Consider the following 18,236-nt stretch of genomic DNA (forward strand, 5'->3'; position numbering starts at 1 on the left):
AGATACCAAGCAAGTGCTTGGTAGGTTACCCTATGGGCATGGATCTCTCCTACAGCTCCGAGGACGAGGCGTTCCGCGTCGAGGTCCGCTCGTGGCTGGAGGAGCACCTCGTCGGCGAGTTCGCCGAGCTGCGCGGCAAGGGTGGTCCGGGACGCGAGCACGAGGCCTACGACGAGCGCGTGGCCTGGGACCGACATCTCGCCCGGCACGGCTGGACCTGCATCGGCTGGCCGCAGGAGTACGGCGGGCGTGGGCTGTCGCTGTTCCAGCAGGTGATCTTCCACGAGGAGTACGCCCGTGCCAACGCCCCGGCACGGGTCAACCACCTCGGTGAGGAGCTGCTCGGGCCGACGCTCATCGCCCTCGGCACCGACGAGCAGAAGCAGCGTTTCCTGCCGAGGATCGTGGCCGTCGAGGAGCTCTGGTGCCAGGGCTACTCCGAGCCGGGCGCCGGCTCCGACCTCGCCAACGTCGCCACGAGGGCACGCCTCGACGGCGACACGTGGGTCATCGACGGCCAGAAGGTCTGGACCTCGCTCGCGCACCTCTCCGACTGGTGCTTCGTGGTGGCCCGCACCGAGCCCGGCTCGAAGCGCCACCACGGGCTGTCCTACCTGCTCGTGCCCATGGACCAGGAGGGCGTCGAGGTCCGCCCGATCATCCAGACCACCGGGACCTCGGAGTTCAACGAGGTGTTCTTCAACGGCGCCACCACCGATGCCGCGAACGTCGTGGGGGACGAGGGCGACGGCTGGAAGGTAGCGATGGCCACCCTCGGCTTCGAGCGTGGCGTGTCCACCCTCGGCCAGCAGGTCGGCTTCCAGCGCGAGCTCGATGCCCTGCTCGAGGTGGCCCGTGACAACGGGGCGTACGACGACCCGGTGATCCGTGACCGGTTGGCGAAGGCCCAGGTCGAGCTCGAGGTCATCCGCCTCAACGCACTGCGCACCCTCAGTACATCTCCGGGCGAGGACCAGGCGCCCCAGCAGGCGAGCATCGCCAAGCTGCTCTGGGCCGGCTGGCACCGCGCCCTCGGTGACCTCGCCATGCAGGTGCGCGGCGCCGCCTCACTCACGACCGGTCCCGACTACGACCTCGACGAGTGGCAGCGGCTCTACCTGTTCACCCGGGCCGACACCATCTACGGCGGCTCCGACGAGGTCCAGCGCAACGTCCTGGCCGAGCGCGTGCTCGGGCTGCCCAGAGAACAACGGAGCGAGGCACGATGACGACTGTCCGTCCAGAACAGCCGACACCGGAGTACGTGCCGGCGCACGGCCTGCTCCGCGACAGGGTCGTGGTGATCACGGCCGCAGCCGGTGCCGGCATCGGAGCGGCGGTGGCGCGTCGGGTGCTCGAGGAGGGTGCCACGGGCGTCGTGCTCGGTGACACCCACGAGCGTCGCCTCGGCGAGGCCGAGGCGTCCTTGGGCCAGGAGTTCGGTGCCGACCGCGTCCGCACGCTCCTGTGCGACGTGACGGTCGAGGAACAGGTGCAGGCACTCATCGACACCGCTGACGAGCTCGGTGGTGTCGACGTGATGATCAACAACGCCGGCCTCGGTGGCACCGCCGCCGTCACGGAGATGACCGACGACCAGTGGGGCAGGGTCATCGACATCACCCTCACCGGCACCTTCCGCTGCATCCGCGCCGCCAGCAACAAGATGATCGCGTCCGGAAAGCGCGGAGTCATCGTCAACAACGCCTCGGTGATCGGCTGGCGCGCGCAGGAAGGTCAGGCCCACTACGCCGCCGCGAAGGCCGGAGTGATGGCGCTGACCAGGTGTGCCGCCCTCGACGTCGCACCGCACGGCATCCGCGTCAACGCCGTGTCGCCCAGCCTGGCGATGCATCCGTTCCTCGCCAAGGTGACCTCCGACGAGCTGCTCGCGGAGCTCAAGCAGCGTGAAGCGTTCGGTCGGGCGGCCGAGCCCTGGGAGGTGGCCAACGTGATGGTCTTCCTGGCCAGTGACTACTCGTCCTACCTCACCGGCGAGGTCATCTCCGTGAGCAGCCAGCATGACTGAAGCCACCCAGACGCGTCGCGCCGAGCTGCTCGACATCGCCGCGAAGCTGTTCGCCGAGCGCGGGTTCAAGAACACGACGGTGCGCGACATCGCCGACGCCGCCGGGATCCTGTCCGGCAGCCTGTACCACCACTTCGACTCCAAGGAGGCGATGGTCGACGAGCTGCTCGACTCCTTCCAGAACGCCCTCTGGGAGGAGTACGACGCGATCGAGGCCTCCGACCGGACTCCGAAGGAGAAGCTCGAGGCTGTCGTGCACGCCTCGTTCGACGCCATCGACCAGCACCACAGCGAGGTGGCGATCTTCCAGACCGACGCGGCCTACCTGTCGGGCTTCGACCGGTTCGCCTACCTCCAGGAGCGCAACGTGCGCTTCCGCGACCTCTGGACGGGCCTGCTGCGCGACGGTGTCACCGCCGGTGAGCTGCGCGCCGACCTCGACGTCGAGCTGGTCTACCGGTTCCTGCGCGACACCGTCTGGGTCGCCGTCCGCTGGTACCGCCCCGGCGGTGACCTCACCCCCACTCAGGTCGCCGACCAGTACCTGCACATCCTCCTCGAAGGGATCTCGCAATGAGCTCGAGGCCTGAGGCCTACATCGTCGACGCGGTCCGCACCCCCGTCGGCAAGCGCGGCGGCTCGCTGGCGTCGATGCACTCGGCCGACCTCGGCGCCCATGTGCTGAAGGCGCTCGTCGAACGCACGGGCATCGACCCGGGTGCCGTCGACGACGTGGTCATGGGGTGCTGCGACACCATCGGCTCGCAGGCCGGCGACGTCGCTCGCACGTCCTGGCTGGTGGCCGGGCTGCCCGACCACGTGCCGGGTGTGACCATCGACCGTCAGTGCGGTTCCTCCCAGCAGGCGGTCCACTTCGCCGCCCAGGGGGTCATGTCCGGCACCCAGGACCTCGTCGTCGCGGGCGGACTCCAGAACATGTCGGCCATCCCGATCTCGGCGGCGATGCTCGTGGCGCAGCAGTACGGCTTCTCGACGCCGTTCGCCGAGTCACCCGGCTGGCTCGAGCGGTACGGCGACCAGGAGGTCTCGCAGTTCCGCTCGGCCGAGATGATCGCCGAGAAGTGGGACATCAGCCGCGAGGAGATGGAGGAGTTCGCGCTGTCCTCGCACACGCGGGCTCGTGCCGCCATCGACGAGGGCCGGTTCAAGAACGAGATCGCCCCGGTGGGCGACTTCGAGACCGACGAGTGCCCGCGCGACACCTCACTCGAGAAGATGGCCGGGCTCAAGCCGCTGGCCGAGGGCGGCCGGATCACGGCGGCGGTGGCCTCCCAGATCTGCGACGCGTCGTCGGCCCTGCTGATCGCGGGGGAGCGGGCCGTCGAGCAGCACGGACTGACCCCACGGGCGCGCATCCACCATCTCTCGGTGCGGGGCGACGACCCCGTCTGGATGCTGACCGGCCCGATCCGGGCGACCCGGCACGCGCTCGAGAAGACCGGCCTCTCCGTCGACGACATCGACCTGTTCGAGTGCAACGAGGCGTTCGCGTCCGTCGTACTCGCCTGGGCGCGGGAGCTCGACGTCCCGCTCGACAAGGTCAACGTCAACGGCGGCGGCATCGCGCTCGGTCACCCCATCGGTGCCACCGGCACCCGCATCATGTCCACGCTGCTCAACGAGCTCGAGCGCACCGGCGGCCGCTACGGCCTGCAGACCATGTGCGAGGGCGGCGGCCAGGCCAACGTGACCATCATCGAGCGGCTCGGCTGACGGATGGCGCCTCGCGCCACGTGGGTGTGGGACCGGCCCGCGCCCGAGGAACTGCTGGCCTGGGTCGTGGCCGAGGACGTCGGCGACATCTTCCTGGGTGTCGGGGAGGACTTCGAGAGCTCGGCCGACGCGATGTGGGCGCGCGTGGTCGTCGAGCTGATGCACCGACACGGTGTGCGTGTGGCGGCGCTGGGCGGCGATCCCGGCTGGGTGACGGACACGTCGTCGGCACTCGCGTGGCAGCGTGCGGTCACCGCGACCCGGCTGTTCGACGGCATCCATCTCGACGTGGAGGTGTGGACGCGCCCCGACTGGACCACGCGGCCCCGGCCGCTCGGTGCGGCGTACCTGTTCCTGCTCCAGCACCTGGCCAGGGAGAGCCCGCTGCCCATCGAGGCCGACATCGCCTTCCACCTGCACGAGGTGCCGGGGGACTCCGGCGCCTCGCTCGAGGCCGAGGTGATGACGGTCGTCGATGCGGTGACCGTGCTGAGCTACCGCAACACGGTGACCGGTCCGGACAGCATCACCGGTGTGGCGGCCTCTGCACTCGCCTCGGCCGGCAACGCGGGCGTCCCGTGCCGCCTCGCCGTCGAGACCCAGGACCTCGGCGCCGACCCCGTCGCCCGCAAGCAGACCTTCCACGGACTCGGCAAGGCCGCCCTCGACCGCGCGCTGGGCGAGGTCGACCGAGACCTCGCCGACGTGCCTGCGTACGCCGGCATTGCCGTGCACGACTACCAGCACTGGCGACTCCTCTAGAAAGCGGTCGCCAGCACGTCGCCGAACAGGGCGTGCTCGTCGGCCACGGCCGGGTCGAGTCCCCGTGCGCGGAACCAGGCACACACGTTGGCGCAGTCGCGGAGCAGGAAGTCCATGCCCTGCGGGTTGCCTACGAGGTCCAGCACCTGCGGCAGGTCGATGATGACGAGCCGGTCGCCGGCGGCGAGCAGGTTGTACGCCGACAGGTCGCCGTGCACGATCCCGTGCTGGGCCATCAGGGCGAGTGCCTCGCGCAGCTGCTCGAAGTACCAGCGCAACAGCTCCGGCTCGGGCCTGGTCTGTGCCAGCCGTGGGGCCGTCTCGTCGTCGTACCGCACCCACTCCATCAGGATCTCGGTGCCGTCGATCTGCACCGGGTAGGGGACCGGCAGGCCGACCTGCCAGCAGCGCTTGAGCGACTCCCACTCGGCGTTCGCCCACTGCCCGGCGGCGACTGCCCGTCCGAACGTCGAGCTCTTGGAGACCGCACGGGCCTCGCGGCTGTCCCGACCGCGCCTGCCCTCGGTGTACACGGCGTTCCGGTGGAAGTTGCGGTGCTCGGGGTCGCGGTAGCGCTTGGCGGCCATCACCACCGACGGGCCGTCCTCGACGGCACGCTCGAGCAGGAGGACGTCAGCCTCCTTGCCGGTCTTCAGGACGCCGAGCTCGGTGTCGACGGCGGCGCGGTCGGTGATCACCCAGTCGGGTCGGGGTTCGGGACCGCGACAGAGCGGCTCGACGTCGTACCAGGTGGTCCAGCGTTGGTTCTCGCCGTCGGGTTCGTCGTAGGACCGGAAGTCGAAGACGAAGGTGGGGTCGAGATCAGAGGCAGGAAGGTGGTGCGGGGAGTTCATGGGTGCTCCGGGTGTGAGAGAGATGGTCTGCGGACAGGCCAAGGACAGTCGTGGACATGCCGCACCTCCTCTGGTCACGTGCCGGAGCACTGAGCTCTTCTGCACAGATCGTGGGCGCCTGCGCGCCGACGCGCAATCCATTTATTGGTTCGACAGGCCGTCCGACTCGGCGCACGCTGAGCCCATGCAGACCCTGGACGCCGTTCGCGTCGACGAGTACGACGCCGACGACGCCGCGTCGGTGGAGGCGAGTCGGCAGGTCCTCAACGCCGCCCACGCCGTGGACGCGCCCTTCGTGCCTACGCTGACACCGTTCCGCCGGACGATGAACCTGCGGCACGGCTGGGACGGCAGCCCCGAGCGTCACCTCCTGCTGAGGGTGGACGACCAGCCGGTGGCAGTCGTCGACATCGAGCTGGGGGAGTGGGACAACCGCGATCTCGCCTGGTTCGACCTGCTGGTCCACCCCGCCCACCGCAGTCGCGGCTACGGCTCACGGCTGCTGACGGAGGCACTCGACCTCGCGAAGCAGCAGCGTCGGACGAAGTTCGGTGGCGCCGGGTGGGAGACTCCCGCGACCGAGCCGTTCGCGGCGCGGCACGGCTTCCACCGCGCCGCGCAGGAGATCTGTCGCCGGCAGTCGCCTCGCGAGATGCCGCCGGGGTTCGTCGAGACCGTGTGTGCCGAGGCTGCGCCGTACGCCGCTGACTACGAGCTGGTGCGTCTCGAGGGTCCGGTGCCCGACGAGATGCTCCCGATGCTGGCCGAGCTCACGGCCGCCATCAACGACGCACCGATCGACGACCTGGACATCGAGGACGAGGTCTTCACCGCCGACCGGATCCGCGACTACGACCACGCCCAGGTCAGCTCCGGACATCGGCTCCGACGGATCATCGCCCGCCACCGTCCTACCGGGGAGCCGGCCGGTCACACCGCCGTCGTGGTCGACACCGAGCGGCCGGAGCTGGCCGACCAGCACGACACCTCCGTGGTGCGCGCCCACCGCGGACACCGGCTGGGGCTGCTGCTGAAGGCCGAGATGCTGCGGTGGCTGGCCGAGGCCGAGCCGCAGGTGACGTCGATCGACACCTGGAACGCGGAGTCCAACCGTCAGATGATCGCCGTCAACGAGCGGCTGGGGTACCGCGCTCTTGGTCGGGTCGTGGCGTTCCAGCGGCGGTGACGTCCTGGCGCCGTTGCGCCAGGAGGAGCACCAGCAGCACGATCCAGGCAACGACCGTGGCCAGCGTGCACAGAGCCGTCATCGTCCAGCTGATCGAGAGGGTCGCGTCGTTGCGTCCGACGACCTGGGTGAAGGCCGAGACATCGCTGTCCTCCATGTCACCGAAGTCGACGAGGAAGAACCCGAACCCGAGCATCGCGCCCCACATCACCACCTGCACGACCGCCTGAGCCCCGGTCAGGGCACGAGGTCGCCCTGGTTGGGTGAACGCGAGCACAGTGGTGATCACCAGCGCCGCGAGGACGAAGGGCAGCACGTAGAACAGAATCAGCAGGAACCACCCGCCGGCACCGAAGAAGATCCGGCCGAACCAGACCCACGCGAGCAGGACCAGGTTGAGCGGGATCATCATCAGCAGGACGCGTCGCCCCGGGGTGCTCATGCGCAGAACCTAGACGACGGACCGCCACCAGGTGACGGTTTCCTTGGCCGCCACGTCGAGCGGGGTGGGCGCCTGTCCCAGCAACGCTTCGCTGCGGCTGGAGTCGAGCACGAACGGCGCCGAGAACTGGTAGGAGGTCTCGGCCAGCTCACGGGCCTCCCCGGAGACCAGGCCGGAGACCTTCAGCACCCACGCGGGCAGCGCCCACATCCGCGGCGCCGGCACCCCAGCGGCCGCAGCCAGCGCCCGGACCATCTCCCGCTGGGTGACCGCCGGCGCGGTCGGCGCGTGCAGGAAGCTGTTCCACAGCTCCGGCGTCCGGGCAGCCGTGATCATCGCCCGCGCAAGATCCGGCACGTAGGTGAACGAGTGCGGCTGGTCGAGGCTGCCGACGACGTTGACGGTCTTGCCGTCGAGCACCTTGGGCACCACGCGGTCGCCGGCGTGCGCCATCAGCACCGACGGGCCGAAGAAGTCGGAGGCGGCCACGCTGACCGTCGGGGTGGGCGAGGCGTCGCGGGCGCGGAGCAGTTCGGCGCGGATCCCGAGCTTGCCGCGGGTGGCGTCGCGAGGCAGGTCCTCGGTCATCGGGGCCTCGACCTCGCCGTAGGAGTAGAGGCTCTCGGGGAAGACGACCACTGCCCCGGCGCGTCCGGCCGCGTCGAGGACGACCGCCTCGGTGGCCGGCAGCTCGGCACGCCAGACCTTGGCGTCGTACGCCGAACCGTGCGCGCAGTGGTAGACGGCCACAGCACCGGCGAGCTGCTCGTCGAGCCCCTCCGCCCGGGAGACGTCGACGCTGCGTCGGTCGATCATCGGGTGCTCGGGACCGCTGCCGGAGCGGGTGAGCAGTCGGACCTGGTGTCCCTGCTCGGCCAGCTGGAGGGCGACCGTGGCACCGACCGGACCGGCACCGACGACGACGTGGAGCTCGGATGTGTGGGACATGGCATGACCTTTCGTGGGAGGAAGCGAGAGCACTGCTCTCTGAACCAAGAGTGACAAGGGCGAGACACAAAGTCAAGAGCAGTGCTCTCTTTCGTGCTCATTGCTCTCGGTTCTGTCATGATGGCGTCATGCCGGACTCAGCAACGCCACGCCAGCGGGCCCGCGCCCAGACCCTCGCGGACATCACCCGGATCGGTCGCAGCCACCTCGCGACCGAAGGGGCAGCCGCGCTGTCCGTCCGTGCGGTGGCCCGCGATCTCGGGGTGGTCTCCTCGGCGATCTACCGCTACGTGCGCAGTCGCGACGACCTGCTCACCCTGCTGGTCGTCGACGGGTACGACGAGCTGGGGGATGCCGTCGACGCGGCGGAGGGGGCGGTCGCCCGGGACGACCTCCGCGGACGTTTCCTGGCGATCGGGCGCGCCGTGCGCGCGTGGGCGTTGCGCGAGCCGGCGACCTACGCCCTCCTCTTCGGAAGCCCGGTGCCCGGCTACCAGGCGCCCGCCGAGCGCACCACCGGCCCGGGGACGCGCGTCATCGGCGCCCTGGTGCGGGTGTGGGAGGACGCCTACGTCGCAGGCGTCGTCGAGGCTGCCGTCCCCGCGCCGCGCATCCCGCGTGCCCTGGCGACCGACGCCAGACGCGTGCGCAAGGAGCTGGACCTGACCGCCCCCGACGACCTGCTGCTGCGCGGGGTGCTCGGCTGGGCTGCGCTGTTCGGCTGCGTCAGCTTCGAGGTCTTCGGCCAGTACGGCGCCGACACGTTCAGTGCCCCGAACGACCTGTTCGAGCACCAGCTGGAGCTGTTGGCCAGCACCATGGGCCTGCCGGCTGCGTGATCAGGCCAGCAGGTTCGACGTACGACGCAGGCAGTCGGCCGCCTCGGTGACGACCCGGTCGAGCAGCTGCTCGCAGGAGGGCAGGTCGTCGATCACGCCGACCACCTGGCCGCTGGCCAGCACCCCGGCCGAGGTGTCGCCCTCGACCAGACCAGCCCTCAGCATCATCGGCGTGTTGGCCGCGAGCGTCATCTGCGCCAGCGAACGCCCCTGTTCCTTGCGCATCGCGCGCCCGTCGGAGGCCAGCTGGCGCCAGGACATGCCGCTCATCTTCTTGAACTCCAGCGTGCGTCGCACGGTCGGTCCCAGGCGCCTGACCGCACGGGACTCCTCGACCTCCTCGACCAGCTCGGTGCGCAGCATCCGGTGCGGCATGCCGTCGACCTTGGCGGTGACGACGGTGCCGTTGAGGTCGGCCTGGAGGTAGCGCTGCTTGACCGCCTCGGGGACCGTCGAGTCCTGGGTCAGCAGGAAGCGGGTGCCCATGCCGATCCCCGCGGCGCCGTAGGACAGGGCGGCGGCCAGCCCGCGGCCGTCGAAGAAGCCGCCAGCAGCCACGACCGGGATGTCGACGGCGTCGAGCACGGTCGGCAGCAACAGGGTCGTCGGGACGGTGCCGGTGTGGCCGCCGCCCTCGCCGCCCTGGATCATCACCGCGTCGGCGCCCCAGGCCGCGACCTTCTCGGCGTGCCGGGCCAGTCCGACGCTCGGCATCACCACGATGCCGTGGTCCTTGAGCTTGGCGATCAGCTCCTGCTTGGGCGCGAGGGCGAACGATGCGACCTTGACGCCGTGCTTGATGAGCACGTCCACGCGCTGGGGCGCATCGCCGGCATCGGCACGCAGGTTGACCCCGAAGGGCTGGTCTGTGCGGCTCTTCACCTCGATGATCGCGTGCTCGAGCTCGTCGATGGTCATGGTGGCGCTGGCCAGGATGCCGAGTCCGCCGGCGTTGGCGGTGCCCACGACCAGCCGCGGTCCGGCCACCCAGCCCATGCCGGTCTGCACGACGGGGTGGCGTACGCCGGCCAGCTCGGTCAGCGGCGTACGAAGCAGCTGCTCGATCATCTCGGGGTCCCTGCGGACGGCACCTCGCGCTCGCGCAGCATCTTCGGGTCGAGCATCTCCCGGATCAGCATCAGCTCACCTTGGGAGGGCTCGCGCGTCGTGGGCACGTCGCCCGACGCGTGGATCTCAAAGGACGACGCCGCCTGCACGTCCTCGACGGTGACGCCGGGGTGCACGGACACGAACTGCATGGTGTGGCCGGGTCCGCTGAAGTCGAAGACGCCGAGGTCACTGACCACGCGGTGCACCTGGTGGAAGCGAGTGGCAGCCGGGCCGGCCGCCTCGGCGCGGGTGCGGCCGACGCCGGAGACGATGTCCACGTGCTCGACGAAGACGCGTGGGGAGTGCTTGGGCACCCAGTAGGAGGTCTTGTTGTTGACGGTGTTGCCGGGGGCACCGCGGACCCCGAGGAGCTGGCGCTTCGGCTTCGCCCACTCGCCGATGGCCGAGATGTTCTGGTTGCCCTCCCGGTCCACCTGGGTGGCGCCCATCATCACGTGCCGCTTGCCGTAGGGGACCACCGACTCGAGGACCAGCCGGAACGGCATCCAGCCCTCCACCACGTCCTGGGTCACGCCGAGCGGGGGAGCACCCTGCAGGATCCGCGACTCGCCGTCGGTGATCATCAGCAGTGGGTTGGAGGTCAGCTTGGCGAGTCGGGCGCCGAGGCTCGGCAGCAGCCCCATCGGGCTGCCCATGATCTCGCCGTCGTCGGCGAAGCAGTCGGCGATGGCGACGGCGCAGTACTCCGCGCGGCTGACCTCGTCGCTCATGCCTCCTCCTTCGCGAACGCATTCACGGCGTCCTGGTAGTCCTGCTCGCTCCCTGACAAGAAGCGCTCCTCGAAGGCCGCCCAGTCCTCAGGGGTCTTCGCTGCAGTCGCGTAGGCCTTCTGGAACTTCTCGTCGCGCTCGTAGGTCGGCGTGCAGGTGGTGAAGTGCGCGCCGTGGGGAGTCTCGACGACGCCGTCGACCATGGTGCGGTTGAGCAGCATCGTCTGGATCGCGGCGTCGACGGTCATGCCGGCGGTGTCGATGATCTGCTCGGCCGACACGTAGGCCTGCTTGGCCGCCATGCAGAACAGGTCGTCGAAGTAGGGGTCGGGACCGAGGTACTGCGCGTTGCCGTACTGGTCGGCGCGGTTCATGTGCACCAGTGCGACGTCCAGCTCGAGGGCGGGTACGGCGACCAGCTCCTCGCGATCGTCGTACGGACTCGAGACCGTCCTGAGCGTCGGGTCGTTCTCGAGCACGGCGGATCCCAGCCCGGCGCGCATCGGCAGGAAGGGCACTCGTTGGGCCGCGGCGCGGAGCCCGGTCTGGAACATGCCCTCGTCCCACTCGCGGAACGACGCGGTCGCCTCCTGACGTGCCCGGGAGAACAGCGGCTCCAGCGGGATCGAGTCGAGCGTGGCGAACGCGAACACGACGCGACTCGCCTTGCCGGCCTGGAGGAGCAGGCCGACGTCAGGGCCGGCGTACGACACGACCGTCAGGTCCCTCAGGTCGCTGCGCAAGATCTCGCGGACCAGTGCCATCGGCTTTCGCCGCGACCCCCAGCCGCCGATGCCGACGGTCATCCCGTCCTCGATGCGACCGACCACCTCGGCGGCGGTCAGCACCTTGCTGGGCATGCTCACTTGTTGCCTCCCCGCGCCTTGTCGGTCCCAGCGCCCTGCCCATTGACAAACGTGTCGCGCAGCTCGTCGGAGACGCCGGCCAGGTTGAGCTCCATGGTGAAGCCCTGCTCGAACCGGTAGCTCTTGTTGACGTCGATCGGGTCGATGCCGTTGAGCGCTTCCTTGGCCATCCGGATCACGCGGGTGTCCTTGCGGGCGATCTCGCGGGCGACGACCAGGGCGGCCTCGTCGAGCTCGTCCCGAGGGACCACCTCGAGCACCGACCCGTGCTGGACCAGGTCGACGGCCTTGATGTTGCGCCCGGTGAAGTAGAGCGTGCGCATCAGGTGGGGCGGCACCATCCGGGCCAGGTGGGTGGCGGCGCCGAGCGCCCCGCGGTCCACCTCGGGGATGCCGAAGTAGGCGTCGTCGCTGGCCACGATGCAGTCGGCATTGCCGACCAGGCCGACCCCGCCACCGACGCAGAACCCCTGAACCGCCGCGATGACCGGCACGCTGCACTCGTAGACGGCCCGGAAGGCGGCGAAGCAGCCCCGGTTGGCGCCGATCAGCGCGTCGAACCCCTCGGTGTTCTGCATCTCCTTGATGTCGACGCCGGCGTTGAAGCCCTTGCCCTCGGCGCGCAGCACCAGCACGTGGGTGGCCTGGTCACGGCTGGCCTCGTCGAGGGCGGCGGCGACGTCGTACCACCCCTGGACCGGGAGCGCGTTCACCGGCGGGAAGTCCATCGTGACCACGCGGACCCCGTCGTCATGGAGCGCGGATGTCACGCTCATGAAGCCTCCTCAGCCGGACAACCAAGCATTTGCTTGGTACTCTACACGGGTGCCGATCTCCGTGGACCTCTCCGACCGTGTCGCCCTCGTCACGGGTGGCAGCCAGGGCATCGGCGCCGGCATCGCCGAGGTGCTCGTGCGGGCCGGCGCCACCGTGGTCACCTGCGCCCGGTCCGCGGTGGAGGCTCCCGCGCCCGGCACCACTCACGTGCAGTGCGACGTGCGCGATCCCGAGGCGGTGGCTGCCATGGTCGACGCCGTCGTCGCCGAGCACGGTCGACTCGACTTCCTGGTCAACAACGCGGGTGGTTCGCCGTACGCCCTGGCTGCGGACGCCTCGCCGCGCCTCCTCGAGAAGGTCCTCGGCCTGAACCTCACGGCCCCTCTCGTCGTCGCCCGGGCTGCCAACGCGGTCATGCAACGGCAGGGCGGCGGTGCCATCGTGAACATCTCCTCGGTCTCGGCGTTGCGCCCCTCGCCCGGCACCGCGGCGTACGGCGCCGCCAAGGCCGGTGTGGACAGCCTCACCCGCTCGCTGGCCGTCGAGTGGGGTCCGAACGTGCGCGTCAACACCGTCGACGTGGGCCTGTGCCGCACCGAGCAGACCGCCGACCACTACGGCAGCGACGAGACCGTGCGGGCCATCGAGCAGACCATCCCGCTCGGGCGGATGGCCGAACCGGCCGAGGTCGGTCAGGTCGTGGCCTTCCTCGCCTCCGACCTCGCCAGCTATGTCTCCGGCGCCTGCGTGGAGTGCCACGGCGGCGGCGAACCCCCCGTCTTCTCGCACGTCGTCCAGAAGGAGAACCAGTGACCGGCATCCTCGAAGGTCGCATTGCGATCGTCACCGGCGCGGGGCGCGGCATCGGTCGCGCCCACGCCCTCGAGCTCGCCCGGCAGGGCGCGAGCGTGGTGGTCAACGACCTCGGCACCTCCGGCTCCGGTGAGGGAGCGGCGTCCGAGGTCGCGCACGAGGTCGTGGCCGAGATCGAGGCGCTCGGAGGTCGAGCGGTCGCCAACGGGGCGGACGTCGCGGACTTCGAGCAGGCGGCGGCGATGGTGCAGCAGGCGATCGACACCTTCGGCGGGCTGGACATCCTCGTCAACAACGCCGGCTTCGTGCGCGACCGGATGCTGGTGAACACCTCCGAGGAGGAGTGGGACGCCGTCATCCGCGTCCACCTCAAGGGCCACTTCGCGCCGCTGCGGCACGCCGGTGCCTGGTGGCGCGCCGAGGCCAAGGACGGTCGTCAACGAGCCGCACGCGTCATCAACACCTCCTCCGGCGCGGGGATGCAGGGCTCGATCGGCCAGACGACGTACTCCGCCGCCAAGGCAGGTATCGTCGGCATGACGCTGGTGGCGGCCGCCGAGCTCGGTCGCTACGGCGTACATGTCAACGCGATCGCACCCGTCGCGCGCACCCGGATGACCGAGGGCGCCTTTCCCGAGATGATGGCGGACGCAGACGGGGATGCCTTCGACGCCATGGATCCGGCCAACAACTCACCGATCGTCGCCTGGCTGGCCTCCGAGGACTGCGACGTCACCGGTCGGGTCCTCGAGATCGAGGGCGGGCAGATCTGCGTCGAGGAGGGCTGGCGGCACGGACCCCGGCGCGACCTCGGACGGCGCTGGGAGGCCGACGAGGTCGGGACAGCCGTGCGCGAGCTCATCGCGCAGGCCGCCGTACCAGATCCGGTCTACGGGACCTGAGGCCTCAGAAGCCGCCCAGCGGAGTGGTGCTGTTCGGCCCGCTGCCGTCGCGACGGATCGACGCCTCCCGGTGGGCCTCGTGGCTCAGCTTGTCGAAGTCGGGGATCGGCTTCTTGCCGCGGCGGATCTCCCGGACCGTGAAGAAGGCGAGCGTCGCGATGGCAACGCCCCAGATGACGAGCCAGACAATGGGCGACATGTCGTTCCCCCTCCAGTAGGTGCCGCCAGCGTACGCCTCCAGGCACCCGATACGTTTGTGTTCGGCGGCCCCCCTGCGCCCGGCACGGGCGATGACGAGGAGACCCATGACCCGCTTCACCGCAAGCAACCAGTCCACCGCGACCCTCAAGTCGTCCCGCAAGGACGTCTGGGCGGCGCTCACCGACCCCGAGCTGTTGCCGAAGCTGACGCCCTACCTGCAGCGCATCGACGTCCAGGACGATCGCTGGACCTGGAACGTCACCAAGGTGCCGGTCCTGGGCAAGTCGATCGGCACCACCTTCACCGAGGTGATGACCTTCGAGGAGCCCGACCGGATCACGTTCACCCACGATCCCGCGTGCACCGAGGAGAACAGCGGCGTCGAGGGTGAGTACCTCCTCGAGGAGGCCGGCTCGGGCTGTCGCGTGTCGATCGACCTGGGTGTCACGGTCGACCTGCCGTTCCCCAAGGCGACCCGGCGGGCTGTCGAGGGCACCATGAAGGGCGTGATGGCCGCGATGGGTCGCCGCTTCGGGCACAACCTGCTCAAGCACCTGGGGGAGTGAACGTGCGGATCCTCGTCCTCGGGGCCACCGGGTACGTCGGCTCGCGCGTCGTACCAGCGCTCCTGGACGCCGGGCACGAGGTGGTCGCTGCCTCGTCGTCGTCGCCGGACCCCGACCGCTTCGCGTGGGGCCACGAGGTCGAGTGGCGGCGCTGCGACGTCACCGATGCCCTGGCCGTCCGGGCAGCCGTGAGCGGCGTCGACGGCGTCTGCTACCTCGTGCACTCGCTCAACGTCCGCGGGTTCGCCGACCGCGACCGGATCGGCGCCGAGGCGGTGCGCGACGCGGTGCTGGACGGCGACGTACGCCGGGTCGTCTACCTCTCGGGCCTGGTGCCGGACGCCCCGGTGGACGAGCTGTCGGCCCACATCTCCTCGCGCCTCGAGGTCGAGCAGGTGCTGGAGGAGGCAGCGAGTGAACGTTGCTCGGTGCTGTCGCTCCGGGCGGGGGTCGTGGTCGGTGCCGGATCGACGTCGTTCGAGGTGATCCGCCAGCTGGCGACGCTGCTGCTCGTGCAGCCGGTGCCGAGCTGGCTGGAGAATCGCGTCCAGCCGATCGCGGTCAGCGACGTCCTCCGCGCGATGGTCGAGGCCTTCGCCGACGACCACCTCACCGGCGCGGTCGACATCGGCGGTCCCAACGTGCTGCCGTACTCCCGGCTGCTGGCCGAGTGCGCCCGCGCCGCCGGCCTGCTCCGTGTCCGGATCCCCACCCTGCCCGTGCCGACGCCGCTCGTCAGCCTCGGCACCGCGGCCATGGTCGCGGCCCCGTTCTGGACCGTGAACGCCCTGATCGAGAGCCTGCGCCACGAGATGGTCTGCCGGCCGGGGGAGACCTGGGTGCCCAAGGACGGCCAGCCGCTGCTCGGCGTACGCGAAGCGATGGCACGTTCCTTCGGTGCCCCCGGCAGCGGCCCCGAGGCGCCCCTGCCCAGCGACCCCGACTGGACCCGCATGCGCGCCCCGATCCTCGACGAGCTGCACGCCCCGGCCACCGTCCGCGCCGGCGCCAGCCTGGCGTTGCGGCGGGTGCGCGCGCTGAGGTCACTCCTCCCGGGCTAGCGCCGCAGCAACCCCTTGGCCACATGGGTCACCTGCACCTCGTTGGAGCCGGCGTAGATCATCAGGCTCTTGGCGTCGCGGGCCAGCTGCTCGACGCGGTACTCCGCCATGTAGCCGTTGCCGCCGAAGAGCTGGACGGCCTCCATGGCCACCTCCGTCGCGGCGCGGGAGGAGTAGAGCTTCATCGCAGAGGCTTCCGCGAGGTCCATCGACACCTCGCCTCGACGGGCCGCGATGCCCTTGAAGACCATGTTCTGCACGTTGATGCGGGCCACCTCCATCTCGGCCAGCTTGAGCTGGATCAGCTGGAGGTCGCCGATCGGCTTGCCCCAGAGGGTGCGCTGCTTGGCGTAGTCGACGCACAGCCGCAGGCACTCCTCGATGACGCCCAGCGCGAGGGTGGCGATGCCGACCCGTTCGACCATGAAGTTGGAGCGCGCCGAGTCGCGGCCATCCGTTCCGGGTCGCCCCTCGAGGAGTCGGTCGCGGCCGAGCCGGACGCCGTCGAAGAACAGCTGTCCGGTGGGTGAGGAGTGCATGCCCATCTTCTTCAACGGCGCGGACTGCTCGAGGCCGTCCATCCCCCTGTCGAGCACGAACGTCAGGACGGGCTGGGCGCGTCGGTCGAGGCCGGAGCCGTCGTCGAGCTTGGCGTAGACGACCAGCGTGTCGGCGTACGGCCCGTTGGTGATGAAGGTCTTCTGGCCGTTGAGCACGAACTCCTCGCCGTCGGGCTTGACCGTCGTACGCATGCCGCCGAAGGCGTCGGACCCCGCGTCGGGCTCGGTGATCGCCCACGCCCCGACCTTCTCGAAGGTCATCAGGTCGCGGGCCCAGCGCTTGCGCTGCTCGACCGTGCCGTGCGCGTTGATGGTGCCGGCGGCCAGCCCGATGGACACCCCGATCGCGGCCGGGATGCCCATGGACACCTTCACCAGCTCGATCTGGGGAAGTACGGCGAGCGCGGGATCCATCCCTGGTCCGGACGACGAGGTGTCCTCGCCGGACACGGACCGGTCGAAGCTCTCCGCGGCCATCGTGTCGAGCCCGAAGGTGGCGAAGAACTTCCGGATCAGGTCGTACGGCGGCAGGTCACCGTGCTCGAGCTCGTCCTGGTGGGGACGGATCTCCTGGTCCACGAAGGACCGCACCGCGTCCCGGATGGCCAGCTGCTCGTCGGTCCACGTGAACATGCGCCGAACGCTAGACCCTCTCGATCACGGTCCCGGTCGCCATGGCGCCGCCGGCGCACATCGAGATGAACGCCCGCGTGCCGTCGGTGCGCTCGAGCTCGTGCAAGGCAGTGGTGATCAGTCGCGTGCCGGTCGAGCCGACCGGGTGGCCGAGCGCGATCGCCCCGCCGTTGACGTTGGTGCGCTCCAGCGGTGCTCCGGTCTGCTGCGCCCAGGAGAGTACGACGGACGCGAACGCCTCGTTGACCTCGAAGAGGTCGAAGTCGTCGAGGGTGAAGCCGGTGCGGTCGAGCACGCGCCGGGTCGCGTCGATCGGACCGTCGAGGTGGTAGTAGGGGTCCGACCCGACGAGGGCGTGGTCGACGATCCGCGCCCGCGGGGTCAGCCCGAGCGAGTCGGCCAGGGACAGGTCCATGATCAGCACCGCAGAGGCGCCGTCGCTGATCTGCGACGACGTACCGGCCGTGTGCAGCCCGTCGGGGAGCACCGGGCGCAGCCCGGCCAGCCCTTCCATCGTGGTCTCGCGCAGTCCCTCGTCGGTGGCGACCAGTCGGGTCTCGCCGGTGGGCTTGCCACTCTCCTTGTCGATCACGGGCGCCTCGAGCGCCGCGATCTCGCGCTCGAAGCGACCTTCGTCGAGGGCGATGCGCGCCTTGCGCTGGGACTCGAAGCCCCAGGCCTCGAGGTCCTCGCGGGTCAGGCCGCGGTTGCGGGCGATCCGGTCGGCGCCCTCGAACTGGTTGGGCATGTCGATCGTCCACGACTCGGGCCGCGGGTCGCCCGCGCCAGGCGGCACGTTGGCGCCCAGCGGGATCCGGCTCATCGACTCCACGCCACAGGCGATGCCGACCGAGATGGTGCCGGCCTTGATCATGTCGTTGACCAGGTGGGCGGCCTGCTGGCCGGAGCCGCACTGCGCGTCAATGGTGGTCGCTCCCGTGGGCTGGGGGAGACCGGCGTGCAGCCAGGCCCGGCGGACCATGTCGTTGGACTGCTCGCCCGCCTGGGTGACGACGCCGCCGACGACCTGCTCGACCAGCTCGGGGTCGACTCCGGTGCGCTTGAGCACCTCGCGCTGCACGAACCCGAGCAGCTCGCCCGGGTGCACGCCGGCGAGACCGCCCCTGCGCTTGCCGAGGGGCGTGCGGACAGCATCGATGATCACGGGGTTTCCCATGGGACAAAACTAGAACACGTTCTGATTCTGGGCAACGCCACGCTG

21 protein-coding genes are annotated in these 18,236 nt (G+C 70.1%); 11 read left to right on the forward strand and 10 right to left on the reverse strand.

Annotated features, from left to right (window positions below; all coding sequences use genetic code 11):
- Window positions 1–38: 38 nt before the first annotated feature.
- The 5 genes from H976_RS0109850 to H976_RS0109870 are packed head-to-tail and all read left to right on the forward strand — an operon-like array spanning window position 39 to window position 4,525.
- Entirely contained in the window at window positions 39–1,229 is a 1,191-nt protein-coding gene (locus H976_RS0109850; RefSeq protein WP_027861398.1) for an acyl-CoA dehydrogenase family protein, read from the forward strand.
- Window positions 1,226–2,029, forward strand: a complete 804-nt coding sequence (locus H976_RS0109855) for an SDR family oxidoreductase (RefSeq protein ID WP_027861399.1) — start codon at window positions 1,226–1,228, stop codon at window positions 2,027–2,029. The genes H976_RS0109850 and H976_RS0109855 overlap by 4 nt, the downstream gene beginning before the upstream one ends.
- Entirely contained in the window at window positions 2,022–2,606 is a 585-nt protein-coding gene (locus H976_RS0109860; RefSeq protein ID WP_027861400.1) for a TetR/AcrR family transcriptional regulator, read from the forward strand. The genes H976_RS0109855 and H976_RS0109860 overlap by 8 nt, the downstream gene beginning before the upstream one ends.
- The gene (locus tag H976_RS0109865) at window positions 2,603–3,763 is read left to right on the forward strand and encodes an acetyl-CoA C-acetyltransferase (RefSeq protein WP_036225723.1); all 1,161 of its coding nucleotides are present in this window, start codon (window positions 2,603–2,605) and stop codon (window positions 3,761–3,763) included. Before H976_RS0109860 ends, H976_RS0109865 begins: the two co-directional genes overlap by 4 nt.
- Before the next feature lie 3 nt (window positions 3,764–3,766).
- Window positions 3,767–4,525 carry a hypothetical protein gene (locus H976_RS0109870; RefSeq protein ID WP_027861402.1) on the forward strand — a complete coding sequence of 253 codons (759 nt, stop codon included), beginning with the start codon at window positions 3,767–3,769 and terminating at the stop codon, window positions 4,523–4,525.
- Here H976_RS0109870 and H976_RS0109875 read toward each other — a convergent pair.
- The gene (locus H976_RS0109875) at window positions 4,522–5,379 is read right to left on the reverse strand and encodes a serine protein kinase RIO (RefSeq protein WP_027861403.1); all 858 of its coding nucleotides are present in this window, start codon (window positions 5,377–5,379) and stop codon (window positions 4,522–4,524) included. The two genes, H976_RS0109870 and H976_RS0109875, sit on opposite strands and share 4 nt — an antisense overlap.
- 184 nt (window positions 5,380–5,563) lie before the next feature.
- On the opposite strand from H976_RS0109875, the gene H976_RS0109880 reads away from it, so the two are divergent.
- Window positions 5,564–6,565 carry a GNAT family N-acetyltransferase gene (locus H976_RS0109880; protein WP_051276622.1) on the forward strand — a complete coding sequence of 334 codons (1,002 nt, stop codon included), beginning with the start codon at window positions 5,564–5,566 and terminating at the stop codon, window positions 6,563–6,565.
- Here H976_RS0109880 and H976_RS0109885 read toward each other — a convergent pair.
- Both H976_RS0109885 and H976_RS0109890 read right to left on the reverse strand, forming a co-directional pair.
- Window positions 6,507–7,007: a hypothetical protein gene (locus H976_RS0109885; RefSeq protein WP_027861405.1), complete on the reverse strand. Its 501-nt coding sequence runs from the start codon at window positions 7,005–7,007 to the stop codon at window positions 6,507–6,509. The two genes, H976_RS0109880 and H976_RS0109885, sit on opposite strands and share 59 nt — an antisense overlap.
- Before the next feature lie 9 nt (window positions 7,008–7,016).
- Window positions 7,017–7,955, reverse strand: coding sequence for an NAD-dependent epimerase/dehydratase family protein (locus H976_RS0109890; protein WP_027861406.1), 939 nt, complete (start codon window positions 7,953–7,955; stop codon window positions 7,017–7,019).
- A 128-nt stretch (window positions 7,956–8,083) separates the two neighbouring features.
- Between H976_RS0109890 and H976_RS0109895 the strand changes: the two genes are divergently transcribed.
- The gene (locus H976_RS0109895) at window positions 8,084–8,794 is read left to right on the forward strand and encodes a TetR/AcrR family transcriptional regulator (protein ID WP_027861407.1); all 711 of its coding nucleotides are present in this window, start codon (window positions 8,084–8,086) and stop codon (window positions 8,792–8,794) included.
- On the opposite strand, the gene H976_RS0109900 is transcribed toward H976_RS0109895, so the two are convergent.
- From H976_RS0109900 to H976_RS0109915, 4 genes are read right to left on the reverse strand one after another with little or no spacing between them, the layout of a single operon-like run.
- Window positions 8,795–9,862, reverse strand: a complete 1,068-nt coding sequence (locus H976_RS0109900) for a nitronate monooxygenase family protein (protein ID WP_027861408.1) — start codon at window positions 9,860–9,862, stop codon at window positions 8,795–8,797.
- Complete coding sequence (locus H976_RS0109905; RefSeq protein ID WP_027861409.1) at window positions 9,859–10,635, reverse strand: CoA-transferase subunit beta; 777 nt, start codon at window positions 10,633–10,635, stop codon at window positions 9,859–9,861. Before H976_RS0109905 ends, H976_RS0109900 begins: the two co-directional genes overlap by 4 nt.
- Complete coding sequence (locus tag H976_RS0109910; protein ID WP_027861410.1) at window positions 10,632–11,495, reverse strand: CoA transferase subunit A; 864 nt, start codon at window positions 11,493–11,495, stop codon at window positions 10,632–10,634. Before H976_RS0109910 ends, H976_RS0109905 begins: the two co-directional genes overlap by 4 nt.
- Window positions 11,496–11,497: 2 nt before the next feature.
- Window positions 11,498–12,277 carry an enoyl-CoA hydratase family protein gene (locus H976_RS0109915; protein WP_027861411.1) on the reverse strand — a complete coding sequence of 260 codons (780 nt, stop codon included), beginning with the start codon at window positions 12,275–12,277 and terminating at the stop codon, window positions 11,498–11,500.
- Between the two features lie 49 nt (window positions 12,278–12,326).
- Here H976_RS0109915 and H976_RS0109920 point away from each other — a divergent pair, with 49 nt between their 5' ends.
- Window positions 12,327–13,091 (forward strand): SDR family oxidoreductase, encoded by a 765-nt coding sequence (locus tag H976_RS0109920; RefSeq protein WP_027861412.1) that lies wholly within the window; start codon window positions 12,327–12,329, stop codon window positions 13,089–13,091.
- Entirely contained in the window at window positions 13,088–13,993 is a 906-nt protein-coding gene (locus H976_RS0109925) for an SDR family oxidoreductase (RefSeq protein ID WP_027861413.1), read from the forward strand. The genes H976_RS0109920 and H976_RS0109925 overlap by 4 nt, the downstream gene beginning before the upstream one ends.
- 4 nt (window positions 13,994–13,997) lie before the next feature.
- Here the strand turns inward: H976_RS0109925 and H976_RS0109930 are convergent, their stop codons facing one another.
- Complete coding sequence (locus H976_RS0109930; RefSeq protein ID WP_027861414.1) at window positions 13,998–14,192, reverse strand: hypothetical protein; 195 nt, start codon at window positions 14,190–14,192, stop codon at window positions 13,998–14,000.
- A gap of 106 nt (window positions 14,193–14,298) precedes the next feature.
- On the opposite strand from H976_RS0109930, the gene H976_RS0109935 reads away from it, so the two are divergent.
- Window positions 14,299–14,760, forward strand: coding sequence for an SRPBCC family protein (locus tag H976_RS0109935; protein ID WP_027861415.1), 462 nt, complete (start codon window positions 14,299–14,301; stop codon window positions 14,758–14,760).
- Window positions 14,761–14,762: 2 nt separating this feature from the next.
- The gene (locus tag H976_RS25585) at window positions 14,763–15,821 is read left to right on the forward strand and encodes an NAD-dependent epimerase/dehydratase family protein (protein ID WP_051276623.1); all 1,059 of its coding nucleotides are present in this window, start codon (window positions 14,763–14,765) and stop codon (window positions 15,819–15,821) included.
- On the opposite strand, the gene H976_RS0109945 is transcribed toward H976_RS25585, so the two are convergent.
- Together H976_RS0109945 and H976_RS0109950 are read right to left on the reverse strand one after the other, a co-directional pair.
- Window positions 15,818–17,014: an acyl-CoA dehydrogenase family protein gene (locus tag H976_RS0109945; protein ID WP_027861416.1), complete on the reverse strand. Its 1,197-nt coding sequence runs from the start codon at window positions 17,012–17,014 to the stop codon at window positions 15,818–15,820. The two genes, H976_RS25585 and H976_RS0109945, sit on opposite strands and share 4 nt — an antisense overlap.
- Window positions 17,015–17,024: 10 nt before the next feature.
- Entirely contained in the window at window positions 17,025–18,191 is a 1,167-nt protein-coding gene (locus tag H976_RS0109950) for a steroid 3-ketoacyl-CoA thiolase (protein ID WP_027861417.1), read from the reverse strand.
- Between the last annotated feature and the right edge of the window lie 45 nt (window positions 18,192–18,236).

The organism is Marmoricola sp. URHB0036, assembly GCF_000426045.1.
Classification (GTDB): Bacteria; Actinomycetota; Actinomycetes; order Propionibacteriales; family Nocardioidaceae; genus Marmoricola.